Source organism: Streptomyces sp. XY006 (assembly GCF_002237655.1).
Classification (GTDB): domain Bacteria; phylum Actinomycetota; class Actinomycetes; order Streptomycetales; family Streptomycetaceae; genus Streptomyces; species Streptomyces levis.
The window spans coordinates 134,445-150,366 of record NZ_NOKT01000023.1 but is presented as its reverse complement, the minus strand read 5'-3'; the positions used below and the strand labels follow the sequence as shown (position 1 = coordinate 150,366).

General features: G+C 70.4%; 13 protein-coding genes. 7 read left to right on the top strand and 6 right to left on the bottom strand.

Going from position 1 to position 15,922, the window contains the following annotated elements:
* Positions 1 to 551 precede the first annotated feature (551 nt).
* The 3 genes from CHR28_RS25900 to CHR28_RS25890 all read left to right on the top strand — a co-directional run bounded on the left by CHR28_RS25900 (position 552) and on the right by CHR28_RS25890 (position 3,040).
* A complete protein-coding gene (locus CHR28_RS25900; RefSeq protein ID WP_179272560.1) occupies positions 552 to 1,040 on the top strand; it encodes a GNAT family N-acetyltransferase in 489 nt (162 codons plus the stop codon).
* A gap of 179 nt (positions 1,041 to 1,219) precedes the next feature.
* Positions 1,220 to 2,635 carry a DEAD/DEAH box helicase gene (locus tag CHR28_RS25895; RefSeq protein ID WP_094056086.1) on the top strand — a complete coding sequence of 472 codons (1,416 nt, stop codon included), beginning with the start codon at positions 1,220 to 1,222 and terminating at the stop codon, positions 2,633 to 2,635.
* A 162-nt stretch (positions 2,636 to 2,797) separates the two neighbouring features.
* Positions 2,798 to 3,040: a DUF5302 domain-containing protein gene (locus tag CHR28_RS25890; RefSeq protein WP_094056085.1), complete on the top strand. Its 243-nt coding sequence runs from the start codon at positions 2,798 to 2,800 to the stop codon at positions 3,038 to 3,040.
* A gap of 325 nt (positions 3,041 to 3,365) precedes the next feature.
* On the opposite strand, the gene CHR28_RS25885 is transcribed toward CHR28_RS25890, so the two are convergent.
* Positions 3,366 to 5,051, bottom strand: coding sequence for a ribonuclease J (locus CHR28_RS25885; protein ID WP_094056084.1), 1,686 nt, complete (start codon positions 5,049 to 5,051; stop codon positions 3,366 to 3,368).
* Positions 5,052 to 5,353: 302 nt separating this feature from the next.
* Here CHR28_RS25885 and CHR28_RS25880 point away from each other — a divergent pair, with 302 nt between their 5' ends.
* Complete coding sequence (locus CHR28_RS25880; protein WP_014670069.1) at positions 5,354 to 5,557, top strand: cold-shock protein; 204 nt, start codon at positions 5,354 to 5,356, stop codon at positions 5,555 to 5,557.
* Between the two features lie 1,992 nt (positions 5,558 to 7,549).
* On the top strand, positions 7,550 to 10,021 hold the full coding sequence (locus CHR28_RS25875; RefSeq protein WP_256984404.1) for an ATP-binding SpoIIE family protein phosphatase: 2,472 nt from the start codon (positions 7,550 to 7,552) through the stop codon (positions 10,019 to 10,021).
* Positions 10,022 to 10,062: 41 nt separating this feature from the next.
* Here CHR28_RS25875 and CHR28_RS25870 read toward each other — a convergent pair whose 3' ends face one another.
* Positions 10,063 to 10,680 (bottom strand): rhodanese-like domain-containing protein, encoded by a 618-nt coding sequence (locus tag CHR28_RS25870; protein ID WP_094056082.1) that lies wholly within the window; start codon positions 10,678 to 10,680, stop codon positions 10,063 to 10,065.
* A 76-nt stretch (positions 10,681 to 10,756) separates the two neighbouring features.
* Between CHR28_RS25870 and CHR28_RS25865 the strand changes: the two genes are divergently transcribed.
* Positions 10,757 to 11,038, top strand: a complete 282-nt coding sequence (locus CHR28_RS25865) for a metal-sensitive transcriptional regulator (RefSeq protein ID WP_094056081.1) — start codon at positions 10,757 to 10,759, stop codon at positions 11,036 to 11,038.
* 46 nt (positions 11,039 to 11,084) lie between these two features.
* Here the strand turns inward: CHR28_RS25865 and CHR28_RS25860 are convergent, their stop codons facing one another.
* The 4 genes from CHR28_RS25860 to CHR28_RS25845 form a co-directional block, all read right to left on the bottom strand.
* Positions 11,085 to 11,837 (bottom strand): sulfite exporter TauE/SafE family protein, encoded by a 753-nt coding sequence (locus CHR28_RS25860; protein ID WP_094056080.1) that lies wholly within the window; start codon positions 11,835 to 11,837, stop codon positions 11,085 to 11,087.
* A complete protein-coding gene (locus tag CHR28_RS25855; protein WP_179272559.1) occupies positions 11,834 to 12,196 on the bottom strand; it encodes a rhodanese-like domain-containing protein in 363 nt (120 codons plus the stop codon). The genes CHR28_RS25860 and CHR28_RS25855 overlap by 4 nt, the downstream gene beginning before the upstream one ends.
* A 39-nt stretch (positions 12,197 to 12,235) precedes the next feature.
* Complete coding sequence (locus CHR28_RS25850) at positions 12,236 to 13,612, bottom strand: MBL fold metallo-hydrolase (RefSeq protein WP_094056079.1); 1,377 nt, start codon at positions 13,610 to 13,612, stop codon at positions 12,236 to 12,238.
* A gap of 502 nt (positions 13,613 to 14,114) precedes the next feature.
* Positions 14,115 to 14,549, bottom strand: coding sequence for a MarR family winged helix-turn-helix transcriptional regulator (locus CHR28_RS25845; protein ID WP_094056078.1), 435 nt, complete (start codon positions 14,547 to 14,549; stop codon positions 14,115 to 14,117).
* Between the two features lie 211 nt (positions 14,550 to 14,760).
* On the opposite strand from CHR28_RS25845, the gene CHR28_RS25840 reads away from it, so the two are divergent.
* A complete protein-coding gene (locus tag CHR28_RS25840) occupies positions 14,761 to 15,909 on the top strand; it encodes a PP2C family protein-serine/threonine phosphatase (RefSeq protein ID WP_256984402.1) in 1,149 nt (382 codons plus the stop codon).
* Positions 15,910 to 15,922: the final 13 nt, after the last annotated feature.

The window sequence follows — 15,922 nt, the reverse complement described above, 5'->3', positions numbered from 1 at the left end:
GATCAACGTGCTCTTCGCGATGCTCCGCGACGGCACCTTCTACGAACCCAGAACCCCACACCTCGCTTGACGAAACACATAGAGGCACCCCCCCGACGTCGGCCTCCGGACCGTTCCAGGTCCGGAGGCCGACGTCGTGCGCGGAGGGCCCCGCGGCGGGGGAATAACCGCGCGATAGGGGCCTCATATCGGTCCTGGCGACATTGGGAGCACTTCCTGTCCGCTCACCCGGAGGTCCCCCCATGCGTCGCCGCACGACCCTTTCCATGACCCTGGCCGGCTGTGCCCTCGCCGTCGGCATGTCCGCCGCCCCGGCACAGGCCGTCCCCGCGGACAAGCCGCAGGTGCTGTCCTCCTTCACGCAGACCAGCGCGGCGAGCTACGACGCCTGGAACGCCGCCCGCCAGAACCAGGCCGCCTGGGCCGCCTACGAGTTCGACTGGTCCACCGACCACTGCACCCAGGCGCCCAACAACCCCTTCGGCTTCCTGAGCTGCCCGAGCAGCCGACCCGCCGCACGGCGGCACGCTCCGGTGCGACATACTCTCCCGATGAGTTCACGCACTTCCCCGACCGGCCCGCCGGTCACGATACGGAGGGCCGTTGCGCGGGATGCCAAACGGCTCACACGGCTCGTGCGTGGCTCAGGCGCCTACGAGGGCAAGTACGCATCCGCGGTCGCGGGCTACCGGGTCGGCCCTGACTACATCGAGGCCCACCGCGCCTTCGTGGCCGTCGGCGCCGACGAGCAGGGAGACCGGGTCCTCGGGTTCTACTCGCTGGTCCTTGCTCCACCGGAGCTCGACCTGCTGTTCGTCGCCGACGAAGCGCAAGGACGGGGGATCGGACGGCTGCTCGTCGCGCACATGCAGTCCGAGGCTCGTGCCGCCGGACTCGACCGTGTCATGGTCGTGTCGCATCTGCCCGCCGAGGACTTCTACCACCGTGTCGGCGCCGTGCGGACCGGGACCGCGCCTGCGAACCCGCCCGCCGTGCCGTGGGACCGTCCCGAATTCGAGTTCCGCATCCCTTCGGGATGACGCGGTGTGTTCCTCCCGCTCGGCTTACGGGAGCCAGATCCCGTGCCATGCCGTGTGTTAGTGTCACGCGTTTGCGTGGTCGTCGCGGCAGGTGATTCCGCCTGTTCCGCTCGGCTGGTGCGCGGGCTGTCCAGACCTGCCGGGCCTTCCTCGGTACGTTCCCTTACGGAAGGCTGTTCATGAAGCATCCCCATGACTCCGGTATCGCTCACGGCCGTCCCGCCCAGCCCGGGACGACGACCCCGGCGCCGCTCCCGGCCGTCACCTTCGCCGGTCTGCAACTGCCGACGCAGGTGCTGCGGACACTGAGCGAACTCGGGGTGCGCGAACCCTTCCCGATCCAGGCCGCCACACTGCCCGATGCCCTGCAGGGGCGCGACATCCTGGGACGCGGGCGCACCGGATCAGGCAAGACGCTCGCCTTCGGCCTGCCGCTGCTCACGCGGACGGCCGGGCGGCGCGCGGAACCGAAGCAGCCCCTCGCTCTGGTCCTGGTGCCTACCCGGGAGCTGGCCCAACAGGTCACCCAGGCGCTGGCGCCGTACGCCGAGGCACTGCGGCTGCGGATCGCCACGGTCGTCGGCGGAACGTCGATCGGCCGGCAGGCCGCCGCGCTGCGCGAGGGAGCCGAGGTGGTCGTCGCCACCCCCGGACGCCTGCACGACCTGATCGAGCGCAACGCCTGCCGCCTGGGGCGGGTGAGAATCACCGTGCTGGACGAGGCCGACCAGATGTGCGACTTGGGATTCCTGCCGCAGGTTGCCGCCGTGCTCGACCAGGTGCACCCCGACGGTCAGCGGATGCTTTTCTCGGCCACACTCGATCGCGACGTCGATGAACTGGTCCGCCGCTACCTCCACGACCCCATGGTCCACTCGGTCGACCCAGCCGCGGGCACCGTCGCGACGATGGAGCACCACCTTCTGGTCGTCCACGGCCCTGACCGCTACGCCGTCATCACGGAAATCGCCGCCCGCGACGGCCGCGTACTGCTGTTCCTCGACACCAAGCACGCCGTCGACCAGCTCACCCGGCATCTGCGGGCCAGCGGGGTGCACGCCGGGGCCCTGCACAGCGGCAAGTCCCAGCCACAGCGCACCCGGACCCTGGCGCAGTTCAAGAACAGCGAGATCACCGTTCTGGTGGCGACCGATGTCGCGGCCCGTGGCCTGCACGTCGACGACCTCGACCTCGTGGTCAACGTCGACCCGCCCGCCGATGCCAAGGACTATGTGCACCGGGCGGGCCGCACCGCCCGCGCCGGCGAGTCCGGCAGCGTGGTCACGCTCGTGCCGGCGGGCCAGCGGCGTGAGACGAGCCGCATGATGGCGGGGGCCGGCATCGAGCCGACCGTCACCAAGGTGCGCTCGGGTGAGGCGGAGCTGAGCCGGATCACCGGCGCCAGGACTCCCTCCGGGATCCCGCTCGACGGCGGGCCCACCGCCCCTCGGCCCAAGAACACCAACGCTCCCTTCCGCGGCCTCGGCACCAGCAAGGGCACCTCCCGCGGAGCCGGCGGCAAGTCCCGGAAGGCGGGCGAGGCCCGCAAGCTCGCCGAGGCCCGCAAGGCCGCCCTCGTGCGTCGCAACGGCTGAGAGCCGTCGCCCCGGCAGCCTGGCCCTCGCCTTCGAAGTCAGCGCCTTTGGCCGCGAGAGGGATGCCCGCCGAAACGGAGCAGGATGACGTTGCCGGCGCCTCGCACGGCGCCCGGCATGACAAGCTGTGCTTGCCCATCCCCCCGAACCCAGGAGGTCACCATGACCGCAGAGCACGCAGCTACGGAAGGTTCGGAGCCGGCTGCCCCCGAGACGTCCCCTCTGGAGCCGGACAGCGACGGCAACTACGACCTCAAGCGCAAGTTCCGTGAAGCCCTGGCGCGCAAGCGCGGTGCGCAGGCGGGCACTGCTGATGCTGCCGCCAAGTCCGGTGCGTCGAAGGTGCGTTCGGCGCACGGCCCGGCTGCGAGCCAGCGGTCGTTCAGGCGCAAGAGCGGCGGCTGAGTCGACGACTCCCGCGATCTGACCGCTTCACCGGCACTCGCGCCACCCACTCGTGCGTTCCGGTGCAGTGGCCGGGCAGCGGTCGCGTTCGTGCCCAGCCACGACGTGCAGGTGTCGACCTGCCATGTCGGCCGTCGCCCGTAACACCGACTCTCCCGCGGACCTGCCGGCCGGCTGCCGGTGGCGGGGCGATCCGCCTCGTCGGGCCCGGCGACCACGCCACCGTCCGGTCCGGGCGCGCCCGGCCTCGACAGGTCGGGCGCGCCCGACCTCGGTGCTCGCGGAGCCGCCGCCGGAACCGCGGACCGTGCTGCCGGGCCGCGGCTCAGGCGTCGATGATGACGGGGATGATGAGCGGCCTGCGACGGTGGGCGCGGAACGCCCAGTTCGCCACGGCGCGGGCGACGAGTTGTTCGAGCTGGCGCGCGTCCCCGACGCCTTCCTCCGCCGCGGTGGCCAGGGTCTTCTCGATGACGGGAATGACCGGCTCGAAGGTGGTCTCGTCGTGGACGAAACCGCGGGCCAGGAAGTCGGGGGCCTCGGCGAGGGCGCCGGTGTCCGCGTCGACGATCGCCACCACCGTGACCACGCCTTCGGCGGCGAGGGTGAGACGGTCCTTGAGCGACGCTTCCGTGGCGCCGCCGACCTCCATGCCGTCCACGTAGACGTTGCCTGCGGGGACCTTGCCGGTGATGGACGCCCGCCCGTCGACCAGGTCGACGACGACGCCGTCCTCGGCGATGACGACCCGTTCGGGGTCGACACCGGTACGGATGGCGAGGTCGCCGTTGGCCCGGAGGTGGCGCCATTCCCCGTGCACGGGCATGACGTTGCGGGGTTTGACGATGTTGTAGCAGTAGACGAGTTCGCCGGCGCTGGCGTGCCCGGAGACGTGCACCTTGGCGTTGCCCTTGTGGACCACGTGGGCGCCCCACCGCGTGAGTCCGTTGATCACCCGGTAGATGGCGTTCTCGTTGCCGGGGATCAGGGAGCTGGCGAGCAGGACGGTGTCGTCCTTGCCGATGCGGATCATGTGGTCGCGGTTGGCCATCCGTGACAGCGCGGCCATCGGTTCGCCCTGGGAGCCGGTGCACACCAGAGCGACCTTGTGGTCCGGGAGCTTCTCCAGTTCCTTCGGGCTCACGACCAGACCGGAGGGGACCTTCAGATAGCCCAGGTCACGGGCGATGCCCATGTTGCGGACCATCGACCGGCCGACGAAGGCGACCTTGCGGCCGTGCTGGTGGGCGGCGTCCAGGACCTGCTGGATGCGGTGCACGTGGCTGGCGAAACTGGAGACGATGACCCGGCGCGGCGCGGTGCGCATCACCTGCTCGATCGCCGGGTTCAGCTCCCGCTCGGAGGTGGTGAAGCCGGGTACCTCGGCGTTCGTGGAGTCGGTGAGGAACAGGTCCACGCCCTCCTCGCCGAGGCGGGCGAAGGCGCGCAGATCGGTGATGCGGTCGTCGAGAGGGAACTGGTCCATCTTGAAGTCGCCGGTGTGCAGCACCATCCCGGCCCGGGTGCGGATCGCGACCGCGAGGCTGTCCGGGATGGAGTGGTTGACCGCCACGAACTCGCAGTCGAAGGGCCCGAAGCCGCGCCGGTCGCCCTCGCGCACCCGCACCGTGCGCGGCCGGATGCCGTGTTCCTTGAGCTTGGCCTCCAGGAACGCCAGCGTCAGCTTCGAGCCGACGACGGGGATGTCGCGCCGCTCGCGCAGCAGGTACGGCACGCCGCCGATGTGGTCCTCGTGGCCGTGCGTGAGGACCACGGCCACGATGTCGTCCAGCCGGTCCCGGATCGAGGTGAAGTCCGGCAGGATCACGTCCACGCCGGGCTGGGTCTCCTCGGGGAACAGCACGCCGCAGTCGACGACGAGCAACTTGCCGGCGTGCTCGAAGACGGTCATGTTGCGGCCGATCTCACCCAGGCCGCCCAGGGCGACGACCCGCAGCCCTCCGTCGGGAAGGGGCGGGGCGGCTTTCAGTTCGGGGTGCGGATGGCTCATACCCTGACGGTACCCGCAGAGCGGGACAGGATGATCCATTGCCTGTGCGATCTTCTGACTGCCTGATCACCACGGGCCGAGCCTCACGGGCGATCCAGCCCTTCGTTCCGGGCCGGATGGCGCGTTTCCGCTAGCGGCTTCCGTCATGCCGTTATAGCGTTGTGATCAGCAGTCGTGGTTTCGAAGTTCCGTTCGCCCGTGATCGCCTCACGGGCGTTCTTGCTGTTCAGCGCCTCCGGACCAGGGCGATCACCTCCCGGTCGCGCAGGTCGCGTGCCCGGTTTCCCTCAAAGGAGACGGTCATGGCCAAGGGCACAGTGAAGTGGTTCAACAGCGAGAAGGGCTTCGGCTTCATCGAGCAGGAGGGCGGCGGCCCCGACGTCTTCGCCCACTACTCCAACATCGCCAGCCAGGGCTACCGCGAGCTGCAGGAGGGCCAGAAGGTCGAGTTCGACGTCACGCAGGGCCAGAAGGGCCCGCAGGCCGAGAACATCCGCCCCGCCTGATCGCGCCCCCGGCGGTGTCCTGCACCCCCGCGTCATACGGGCGTCTGTGAGACGTGAGAGGGTGCGGGGCGTGAGTGAGACACCGTCGAACACCCTGCAATACCGCTTTGACGGGCCGGAAGAGGCTCCCGTCCTGATCCTCGGTCCCTCACTGGGTACGACCTGGCACAGGTTGTAGAGACCGTCCGTGGGCGTCCAGGCCAGTCCGAGATGAGCGCGTAATGCCAGGTCAGGGGATTCTGGTCCGGGGGAGTCGACGCAGTCGGTGATAGTCGCGTGAGAGCGGCGTGCGACGAGAAGCCCCGCGGGTGTGGCCTGACGTGGCTTCTGAGCAGGTGGGTGATGACGCCGGTGTGGGCGGCTTCGCACTCGGTTGTCCTCTTGAGGGCCTGCGAAGCAAGCGCGCATCGGCAGCACGCGCTTACGGCCTGATAGCGGAACGCGCGCCCCGGGGGACGTGGAGCGGCCGACCAAGACGCATACGCTTGCTGAAGCGAAGTAGGTCGTCTCGTCATGTGATCACGAGGCCGATATGAAGTGTTCCTGCACCAGCTGGATCTCACTGCGGCAGGTCACGGCGGAAGAATCCGTTGGCCACATCGTTTTCCGGCTCCTCCAAAGCGGCTCGGGTGTTTCGATTGCTGTCGGCGTGCCGTCGATGCAGCGGAGGTGACCTGGTCGATCGAGTGCCCGGACAGGCGGTACTCGCGAGCGGTGTGCAAGGGTCTTGCCCGAGCAGCCGATCAGTTCGGGTTGAGCCCCGGTCGAGGAACTGAGTTGCCGGGGAGCGGCTCGCCTCGCATCAGTGACACCGAGTTGCTGGCCGCTTGCACCCAGTGCGGCCGTCGGTGCGTTGCCCTGGGTTTCCCGCGCGGCGCGCCACGTACGGGCCCTTCGACAGACAGAAGGAACTGTGCCGGTACTGGTATGGCTCGGGCCTGGCTGCGGGTTGCCGTCGTCATCTCCGCGACGATTGAAAGCGAGGTGTCAGCGGTGCTGAGCAGCGACAGCGAGACCACCACACCGCTGCCGCCCGCGTGAGAAGCCGGACGGCAGGGCGGGCGGGCGTATTGGGTGCCAGCTCACTTCCGAACCCGCACGCGATGCGACCTCCGCTCACCGGATCCCCCTGTGCCTGCGGTCGAAACACCTCCCCTCAAGTGCTTGCGATGCGCGAAGCCGGTAAAGGACCCTCCTCGCTACGGTCGAGCGTCCCGGGAGCCATCCGTGACGCCGGCACCGGTCTCCGGGCGGCACTGCCCATGACCAGCACGAGGACAGCCGGCATCTCCCACGTCTCCTCGCTCCCGGGCACCCTGCGCGATGCGTGCGGGATGGGCGACCCTGTCACAGTGGTCCCCGTCTGTACTCTGCGAAGTCGCCGAGCCCGTCGGTGTCCCGGACGAGAGGGGCTCTTCGTCCCGGTTGCCGTCCTGCCACCGGCCGAATGGCCCGATGGGCTGCTCAGGCGTGGCGCCGAGTACGCCAGGCCCTTTCGTGCGGTGCTGCATCGGAATCACGAGCCGTCCCTTCCACGCCTGTCTCCGCTGGCGGGCGGCGGCCGGCAGCCGTCCGGCCCGCTTCTGGTCTGCACAACGATCCTGTCTGCGTTTCGGCCGGTGGCGTTGTATGCGAACTGGAGTGCGAAGGGTGTGATCAGCTGGGATCCGGTGCCCCCGTTCGATGGCGGGCGTCCGTCATCGCGCACGTCCGGTTCGGCCCTCGGCGTCACCGGTGGCGGTCACCGCGCGCCGACCTCGTTCCTTGCGGCCGGCAACGAATCAGCCCCGGCCACGCCCAACGAAGGAGGGGGCGGACCGCGGTCAACGGCGCGCAGCTCAGCGCGGCGGACTGCGGAGCGTGTGAGTCGCTGCTCGGATCGTGGCGCCGTCGAAGGGTGCAGCCGTTGTGCGTCCGCTCCTGCAAGCAGATGCTTGGAAGGTAGCGCGCTGACGGCGCCAGCGGCAGTGACACAGCGAGGACGGACATGTGGTGACCAGCTTGACACCCGCCCCCGGGGCGGACGATCAGGGCGACCCGCTGAGTGTCACGCGGGCAGCCGTTGTCATGCTGAACGACCGGACGCAGGTGACCGGCTGGAGTCCGCAGGCCGAACAGTTGCTCGGCTACCAGGCCGTAGAGGTGCTTGGCCAAACGATCGGCTCGCTGTCGGCACAGGCAGGCGTGGTGAACTCGGACTGGCTGAGCTCGCAACCGGACAGCGGATCCCGTGGGCGTCTGGTCCTCCGTCATCGCTCCGGCCACCTGTTTCGGGCGGCGACGTCGTTGTGCCGGCTCCCGGAGGCGGCCGGCACCGCTTACCTCCTGCTGCTGGCGGACGCCGAGGAACATGCGGAGTGGCAGTTGCGGCAGGCCATGCTGCACGGTCTCGCTGCCGAGTCCCCGATCGCCCTGACGATCTACGGCCCCGACTTGCGGGTGGTGTGGGCCAATGCCGCGGCGCGCAAGGAGCTACCGGGGGAGTTCACGCAGTATGTGGGGCTCGGCGAAGGCGATCTGTACCCCGGCAGCCAGGTGCTTTCCACCGGCGGCCCGCCCTCGGTGACGCAGATGATGAGCGAAGTGCTCCTCACCGGGCAGTCCGTCGTCGACCTGCCGTACCGGGGGCGTACGCTCGCGGACCCGGACCGCGAGCACGTGTGGTCACTGTCCTACTACCGACTGCAGGACGCGGCCGGCCGGCCCCTGGGCGTCTGTGAGGAGTCGGTCGACGTCACCGACATGTACCGGGCCCGGCAGAGACTGACGCTGCTGAACAAGGCCGCCGCCCGGATCGGCAGCACTCTGGACCTGGGCCGCACCGCACAGGAGTTCGCCGCTATCGCCGTGCCCGAGATCGCCGACTTCATCGCTGTCGACTTGCTCGGTGCGGTACTGGACAGCCGGGAGCCGGACGCTCAGTCGGCCGGCCGGACGGGCGACATGCGCCGGGTCTTCCACCAGTCCGTCCGGGAGGACCTGCCCGAAGTCGTCGTCCCGCCCGGCGGCGCGGTCGGATACGCGCAGGGGTCTCCGCAGTGGCGGTGCCTGGCAAACGGAGAACCCGTCCTGGACGCCGTGCTGGCGCCGTCGAGCCCCTGGTTGGCGGCGGACGGTGTACGCAGCTCGCGCATGCGGGAGCTGGGCATTCACTCCCACATGGTGGTCCCGCTCCGGGCGCGGGACGTCACCATGGGGGTGGCGACCCTGATGCGGTGGCGCACTCCCGAACCCTTCACCCAGGAGGATCTGCTCACCGTCGAGGAACTCGCGGCCCGGGCCGCGGTCTGCATCGACAACGCACGCCGCTTCACCAGAGAGCGCCACTCCGCCCTCATGCTCCAGCGCAGCCTGCTGCCGCACGAACCGCCTGCTCACGCGGCTGTGGAAGCCGCCTACCGCTATCTGCCCGCCGACACGGAGGCGGGAGTGGGCGGTGACTGGTTCGATGTGCTGCCCCTGGCCTGTGGCCGGGTGGGGCTGGTGGTCGGCGATGTCGTCGGGCACGGACTGCGAGCCGCTGCCACGATGGGCCGGCTGCGCACGGCTGTGCACACGCTCGCCGACCTGGACCTGCCGCCCGACGAACTGCTGGCACACCTCGACGACCTGGTGCAACGCCTGGCCGAGGAGGCCGAGACGGCGCATCCCTATGGCGTCGAGGGTGTGGTCGGCGCCACCTGTCTGTACGGCGTCTACGACTCGGTCACGCGACGTGCGACGTTCGCCAGCGCCGGACACCCACCGCCTGCCCTCGCGCACAGGGACAAACCGGTCGAGTTCTGCGATATCCCGACCGGCCCCCCGCTCGGCGTGGGCGGCATGCCCTTCGAAGCGGTGGAGTGTGACATTCCGGACGACTGCGTCCTGGCCCTGTACACCGACGGCCTCATCACGGCGTCCTCAACCGATCCGGACATCGGACTGGCTCGACTGAGCTTCACGCTCGCCCATCCGGACCGTCCCCTGGAGGAGATCACCGGCACGCTGGAGCGCATCCTGCTGCCCGATCATCCTCCGGACGACGTCGCCTTCCTGGTCGCCCGGCCCCGCCCGCTGCCTGTCGGCAACGTTGCGTCCTGGAAACTGGCCTTCGCACCGGAAACGGCCGGAAGGGCCCGCGCGCTGAGCAGCGAGCGCCTTGCCCAATGGGGGCTTGAGGATCTGACCTTCTCCGCCGAGCTGATCGTCAGCGAACTGGTTACCAATGCGATCCGTCATGGGCGCGGCCCTGTCTCCCTGCGGCTGATCCGGACCGAGAACCGTCTCATCTGCGCGGTCACGGACGGCAGCAGTACCTCGCCCCACATGCGACGGGCGAAGGTCGTCGAGGAGGGGGGCCGCGGCCTCTTCCTGGTGGCGCAGTTCGCCGCGCGCTGGGGCACCCGCCACACCGCGGACGGCAAGGTCATCTGGGCGGAACTGCCTGCCCCGGCGGCGGAGACAGGCGGCTTCCTCAAGTGACGCCGGCCCCATGACAGGGAGGGCGATGGCGGATGACCTGGTCAGGCGTGCCGGGGCCGGACCGCGTCGAACGGGGGGCGGTCATCCTCGACGTGGCCTGTCAGGGCGGCGAGGGTGTCGTTCAGGTCGGTGGCTTTGGGCTGGTTGTGGGGGAGTTTGGCGAGCATCTTGGCCATGCCGCAGGTGTTGGTGAGGGCGGAGAAGACCAGGCCGCCGGCGACGCCGGCGGAGAGCCGGCGGGCGGCGTTCCAGCGGCGTCCTGCGATCAGGCCGGTCAGGACGAGGGCTCCGGCGGCGAGGCGGACCTGGCGGTCCATGGCCCAGGGGGTGCGGGTACCGGCGGGCCGGTGGATGTCGTGGCCGAGCTGCGTCCAGGCGGCGGTACCGCCGGTGAGGGTGGCGGCGGTGATGTTCTGGTCGGCCAGGCGCCGGCAGGCTTGGGCGGAGCGGGCGCCGGAGGCGCACACGATGAGGAGGTCGCCTCGGTCTGCGGCGGTTTTCAGGGCGGGCAGGGCTGCGTCGAGGCGGTCGAGGGGGATGTTGTGCGCGCCGGGCAGGTGGCCGGAGGCGTATTCGCCGGGGGTGCGCACGTCGATGACGGTCAGTTCGGGCAGGCGGGCGTTGGCCTGGTCGGCGGTGAGGGCGGTGGTGGGTGCCACGGGGATTTTCCTTTGCTCGGTCGGGGTTACCCCTTCGATAGGATACCCAAGGGGGTATCTCGAAGGAGTGTGGGTTGTGGAACTGGCGATGGCGGCTGAGGAGCTGAAGACGGTGGTCAACCGGCTGCGCCGGGCGCAGGGGCAGATCGCTGGTGTGATCAAGATGATCGAGGAGGGGCGGGACTGCGAGGACGTCGTGACCCAGCTCGCCGCGGCGTCCCGGGCTTTGGACAAGGCGGGTTTTGCGATCATCGCCACCGGTCTGCAGCACTGTCTGACCGATGCGGACATGGCCGCCTCCGGCGACCGGGAGGCGATGCGTACCCGGCTGGAGAAGCTGTTCCTTTCCCTGGCCTAGCGGTGGTGCCGCGGCGTCCGGTCATCCGTCTTATTCCTCTGATTTCTCAGGTGAGGGCGTCGATGAGCATGAAGGCCGCCACGGCCAGCAGCACCATGGCGAAGGTGCGCTGCAGCAGGGTGCCGGTGACCTTGGCGGCCAGGCGTTTGCCGTCCCAGGCGCCCAGGATCGCCGCCCCGGTGAAGGGGCCGATCACCGCCCAGTCGACGCCGGCGGTGGTGGCGCCGCGGGTGGCGAGGGAGGCCAGGGAGTTCGCGGAGATGACCAGCAGGCTGGTGCCGACGGCGGCCTGCATCTCGAAGGCCAGCACGGTGACCAGGGCCGGGACGGCGAGGAAGCCTCCGCCGACGCCGAGCAGTCCGGTCAGCGCGCCCAGCCCGGCGCCGGTGCCGGCAGCCCGGGCGGGCCGTGCCTGGCCGGTCGCAGGGCCGGTGTCGGTGCGGTTGGGGCGCAGCATCCTGACAGCGGCGAGTGCCGCGATGGCGGCGAACGCGGCGGTCAGCACGGGCTGGGGCAGGCGGGCCGCTGCGGCTCCGGCCGCGGCTGCGGGCAGGAGCCCGGCCGCGGCGAACAGGGCGCCGGCTTTCCAGCGGACGTTGCCGGTGCGGGCGTGGGCGTACAGGGCGGTGACGGAGGTGGCGGTGACGATGATCAGGCCGGCGGTGGTGGCGGCGGCCGGGGTGAAGCCGAGCAGATAGATCAGCGCCGGGACGGCAAGGACGCTGCCGCCCCCGCCGAGCGCGCCGAGCGCGAGCCCGACCACCGCCCCCGCGATCAGGGCCAGGATCAGCGCACTCACGCTATGACACCGCCGCAGCCGCCCGGACCGATGACCGGCAGGCCCTCACGTGCCCAGGCGGTCATGCCGCCGGTGACGTCCGTGGCCTGGACGCCGCGTCCGGCCAGCAGTTTGGCCGCCTGCTGGGAGCGGTGGCCGGAGCGGCAGATCGCGACCACCGGCTTGCCCTGCGCGGCCGCCGGGAGCGGCGCCCCGGCCATCAGGCGGGACAGGGGCAGGTGCAGCGCGCCGGGCGCGTGCCCGGCGTTCCACTCCGGTGTCTCGCGGACGTCCAGCAGGACGGCGGTGCCGTCGCCGGCCTGCTGGTGGGCCAGCTGGGGTGTGAGGCGGCCGGGGCCGCGGCGAAGAAGCGACAACATCAGATGATCACTTTCGTGCGGGTGGTGCGGAAGGGAGGGTCAGCCGGTGCCCTCGCCGCGAGTGAGGGTCAGTCCCGCCTCGGTGGCGGCGTCGAAGCCGTCGTCGACGGCGACCACGTCGCGGCCCGCGGCATCCAGCAGGGAGGCGGCGATCGCCGCGCGCATCCCGCCGGCGCAGTGCACCCACACCGTCCCCTCCGGCACCTCGCCGGTGCGGCCGTGCAGTTCGTGGATCGGGATGTGGACCGAGCCGTGGATGAAACCGCCGGCACGCTCCGAGCCTCGGCGCACGTCCAGCACGACCACGTCGTCGCCGCGCTCACGGACATCGGCGAGGTCGGCGAAGCGGGCGCGGGGGAAGGAGGCGAGCTGCTCGCCCTCGCGGACCCAGCCGGCCGGGTCGCCGGTGGCGGCGGCCGCCGGGCGGTCGATGCCCACCCGCGCCAGCTCCCGCTGCGCGGCGGCGATCTGCTCCGGGGCGTCGGCGAGCAGGGTGACGGGCTTGCCCCACGGGATCAGCCAGGCCAGGTAGGTGGCGAGCTTGCCCTCGCCCTCGAAGTTGAACGACCCGGCCACGTGCCCCTCGGCGAAGGCCGTGCGGCTGCGCAGGTCCACCACCCACTCGCCCGCGGCCAGCCGCAAGGCGATCTCATCGGCGTCCGCACGCCTGGGCGGGGTGAGGTCGACGGGTGCCGGGCCCGCGGCGTTGGCCGGGCCCATGTGCGCGTAGTAGGCGGGCACGTCGTCCAGCCCGGCGAGCACCTGGGCGACGAAGGTGTCCACATCCAGGGTCAGCGCGTCGTTGGTCTCGCGCTCCTTGCCGATCGTGGTCGCGTCCCCCTCGGCCGGGGAGGAGGAGCAGAAGCTGCCGAACCCGTGGGTGGGCAGCACCGGCACCTCGTCGTCCAGCTCATCTGCCAGACGGTGGGCGGAGGCGTGCTGGGCCCGGGCCAGTCGCTCGGTCAGCCGCGGCTCGACCAGATCGGGACGGCCCACGGTCCCGATGAGCAGCGACCCTCCGGTGAACGCCGCCACACCACGCCCTTCCTCCGCGAGGGCGTAGGAGGTGTGGTGCGGGGTGTGCCCGGGGGTGGCGATCGCGCGCAGTACCAGCCCCTCGTCGACCGTCACGGTGTCGCCGTCGGCGACGGGGGTGCGGGCGAACGCCACGTGCGCCCCGGCCGGCACCAAGTATTGGGCGCCGGTGACTCGGGCCAGCTCCAGGCCGCCGGTGACGTAGTCGTTGTGCACGTGGGTCTCGGCGACGTACGCGATGCGCACCCTGCGCCGGGCGGCTGCGGCGATGACTTGATCGATGTCGCGCGGCGGGTCGATGACCACCGCCACACTGGGGCCACCGGCCAGGTAACTGCGGTTGCCCAGGCCCTCGAACTCCAGGGTGTCGACGAAGAACACGGCTCACGACTCCTCTCGGATGATTTACCCCGGGGGGTATACGGCACTCACCCTAACAGCTATACCCAGGGGGGTATTCCATCGCGTTGAAGCGCCCTGCTCCAGGCATCCCCTGGCCCCGTGCGGGTACCCGGTGGGGTATAGAGAAATCAGCAGTTCCGCACGGCCCGGGAGTGTCCGTGCCCTACGGCCGCGCCGCATGCGCGTGCCTTGCGTGAGCGGCGGGGCGAGGTCGAGGCGCACCTGGTGGCGGCCTCTGCTGTGGCCCTTGCGCGCCGGACGTCGGGGAGTGGCTGGGGTATGGCCGCCGGTAACCGCAGCTCAGCCGGATTCCGCGGGTGCATGCGAGAAACAGTTGTCATTTGACAACTGTGGTCATGAGGCAACAAAGTGAGCGTGTCAGAAGTGTGCCGGGTGGGACGGCCATGGTTCGCGGAGCACGCTCCGTCTGTGCGTGGCTCGCAGGAATCGGTGGGGGAGGTCGGTTGCTGCGCCGTGCTGCTCAGGCGGTCTGGCTGCCGCTTTCCTCGGTGTTCTCGTGTATCTGGGTCCGCACCACCGCGCAGAATGCCTCCAGGCCGTGCAGCAGCGCGTGCCGGTCGGCCGGGGACATCCGGTCCAGGACGTCCTGGACTGTCCGCTCCCTGCGCTCTCGCAGGTCCGCGAGGAGGGCCCGGCCCCGGCTGCTGAGGCGCAGGCGAACTTCGCGTCTGTCCGTCGGGCTGACCTCGCGTTCGACCAGCCCCGCGGCGTGGAGCCTGTCGCACAGCCGGCTGGTCGAGGGCGGTGTGGAGGCGAGAAGGGTGGCCAGGGTGCGCAGGTTGATGTGTTCGTGGTGCTCGAGGATGAGCAGCACGCGCATCTGGGATACGGATGCCGGCGCGGTCGAGGCTCGGCCCCACAGGACTTCCAGCAGCTCCGCGGCCGTGGCAGTCACACGGGCGACCTCGTTCGGCTTTCGGCGGGGGTGGAAGGCAGTCACGATCACACTCTCGCAGGCACTGGAAAGGACGCCAGCGTACTCGGCGCACGCAACGGTTAGAGATGACTTGGAACACCGGCACAGCCGATCGGGCGCCTACGCCGTACGGGCGACCGCTGTGGCCATCCGGCGACAGATTGGTGTATCGACCATCGTGAACAGATATGTGGCCGCTGAGCGTGCACTGCGTACAGCGGCGCCCCATGAATTGCTCACCGCCGTGCGCGGCGTCCTCACCGAGCAGTACGAGGCCGAGACCGTCGAGCTGTTCATGGCGGACTACGGGCTGACGGTGCTGCAACCCGTGTCGGTACTCCCGCACACCTTGGAACCGGTGTCGATCCACAACAGCCCAGCCGGTCGTGCCTTCGCCTCCCAGGCGCCATACGTCGAAGCCCTGTCGAGCCGTGCCTCGGCGCGCGCTCACCTGCCCGTGAGCGTACGAGGGGATCGCCTGGGCGTGCTGTCGGTATCGCTGCTCCGCGACCAAGTGGACGCTTCCCTGGTGGAGCTGACCGACATCGCCGAGGTGCTGGCCCACGAGCTGGTCGTGGCCGAGCGGGACACCGACCTCTACCTGCAGGCCCGGCGCAAGGACCGCCTGACCCTGGCCGCCGAGATGCAGTGGCAGCTGCTGCCCGGCCGCTCCTGCTCCAGCCCCGAGTACGAGCTGGGTGCGCAGCTGGAACCGGCGTATGCGATCTTCGGTGACAACTTCGACTGGTCCGCGACGGCCGACCGGCTCATGCTCTACGTGACCAACGGCATGGGAGAGGGTATAGAGGCCTCCCTGCTGACCAACCTGGCCATCAACGCCCTGCGTAACGCCCGCCGCGCCGGCATCTCCATCGACGACCAAGCGGCACTGGCCGACCAGGCGGTGTACGCGCACTACCGGGGCCGCTGTTACCTGTCGGTGCTCATGTTCGACTTCGACCTGGCCACCGGGCGCGCCTCGGTGGTGGACGCCGGCTCGCCCCAGCTGCTGCGCCTGCGCGGTGGCATCGTGGAAAGGGTCTCCTTCGAAGCGCAGTTGCCGCTGGGCATGTTCGAGGAGACCGACTACGTCGCCCAGGAGTTCCGGGTCGAGCCCGGGGACCGTCTGGTCTTCGTCAGCGACGGTGTGTACGCCGTTGCCTCGCCGCGAGGTGAGGCCTACGGCGAGGCCGCCTTGAACCGGGCGATCCAGTCGACCCGGCTGCTCCCGGCCGCCGAGGTGCCCCGGGCCATCCTGCGTGAACTGACCGGCCACCGCGGCCGGCCCGCCCCGGAGGACGACGCCCTGGTGGTGTGCCTCGACTGGCACGGCCGCTGATACCCCCTTCCGG

Bases quoted from the DNA above. Each gene is read 5' to 3' on its own strand.
- CHR28_RS25880 (WP_014670069.1), top strand. From the start codon at position 5,354: ATGGCCAAGGGCACAGTGAAGTGGTTCAACAGCGAGAAGGGCTTCGGC.
- CHR28_RS25900 (WP_179272560.1), top strand. From the start codon at position 552: ATGAGTTCACGCACTTCCCCGACCGGCCCGCCGGTCACGATACGGAGG.
- CHR28_RS25855 (WP_179272559.1), bottom strand. From the start codon at position 12,196: ATGTTGTCGCTTCTTCGCCGCGGCCCCGGCCGCCTCACACCCCAGCTG.
- CHR28_RS25895 (WP_094056086.1), top strand. From the start codon at position 1,220: ATGAAGCATCCCCATGACTCCGGTATCGCTCACGGCCGTCCCGCCCAG.
- CHR28_RS25885 (WP_094056084.1), bottom strand. From the start codon at position 5,051: ATGAGCCATCCGCACCCCGAACTGAAAGCCGCCCCGCCCCTTCCCGAC.
- CHR28_RS25890 (WP_094056085.1), top strand. From the start codon at position 2,798: ATGACCGCAGAGCACGCAGCTACGGAAGGTTCGGAGCCGGCTGCCCCC.